Below are 1,086 nucleotides of genomic sequence, written 5' to 3' on the forward strand. Positions count from 1 at the left end.
CCTGCCCTCAACCGGTCGTAGCAATTGATCTAGCGGTGGTGTAGTCCTGCTCGGCGAGTTGATCGTCGGGGGGAGCTGCCGTGGGGCTGGTTCGTCAAATGCTGACATTGCAGGACCGGGAGGAGATTTCCCGGGGAATCGCGGAGGGAGTGCGGAACCAGATCATCGCGGAACGGATCGGACGGTGCCCGAGCATCGTGTCGCGGGAGATCGCCCGGCACGGCGGGCGGAGCCGATACCGGGCCGCGCGGGCCGACCGGACGGCGCAGCGGGCGCGACGACGGCCCAAGACCCGCCGGATGGACGCCGACGCCTACCTGCGGCTGGTGGTGGTCGAGCTGCTCAAGCAGGGCTGGTCGCCGCAGCAGATCGCCGGGCGGTTGCCGATCGACCATCCCGCCGACCAGCATGTACGCGTGTCCCACGAGGCGATCTACGGCTGGATCTACGCACTGCCCAAGGGGGAGCTGGCCCGGCAGTGCCTGGCGCTGCGCTCGGGCCGCACCCGCCGCCGGCCCGCCCACGGCCGCGCCCCGCGGGCGCCGCGGATCAGCGGAATCCGCTGGATCGACGAGCGGCCCGCCGACGCCGCCGATCGGCGGGTCCCCGGACACTGGGAAGGCGACCTGGTCGTCGGCAAGGACGGCAGGACCGCGGTGGCCACGCTGGTCGAGCGCGTCTCGCGGTTCGTGGTCCTGGTACCGCTAGCCGGACGCGACGCCGCCACCGTGTCCGAGGCCGTCATCGACCAGGTCCAGGGCTTGCCGGACGTGGTGCGCCGGTCGCTGACCTGGGACTGCGGGTCGGAGATGGCCAACCACGCCGCGATCACCCTCAAAGCCCGCCTGCCGGTGTACTTCGCCCACCCGCACTCCCCCTGGGAGCGCGGCACCAACGAGAACACCAACCGCTGGCTACGGGAGTACTTCCCCAAAGGCACCACGATCACAGGCGACCCGGACTACCTCCAGGCCGTCGCAGACGAACTCAACAACCGACCCCGCGCTATCTTCGGATTCAAGAAGCCCAAGGAAGTGTTCGCCGAGCTACTGACCAGCGGAATTGCTTCCACCGGTTGAGGGCAGG

General features: G+C 69.9%; 1 protein-coding gene. It reads left to right on the forward strand.

What is annotated here, in order from left to right; genetic code table 11:
• Positions 1 to 98: 98 nt before the first annotated feature.
• Positions 99 to 1,079 (forward strand): IS30 family transposase, encoded by a 981-nt coding sequence (locus AB0C21_RS43335; RefSeq protein ID WP_500212352.1) that lies wholly within the window; start codon positions 99 to 101, stop codon positions 1,077 to 1,079.
• The last annotated feature ends 7 nt before the right edge of the window (positions 1,080 to 1,086 follow it).

Origin of the sequence: Spirillospora sp. NPDC049024 (assembly GCF_040649235.1) — a bacterium.
Lineage (GTDB): Bacteria > Actinomycetota > Actinomycetes > Streptosporangiales > Streptosporangiaceae > Spirillospora.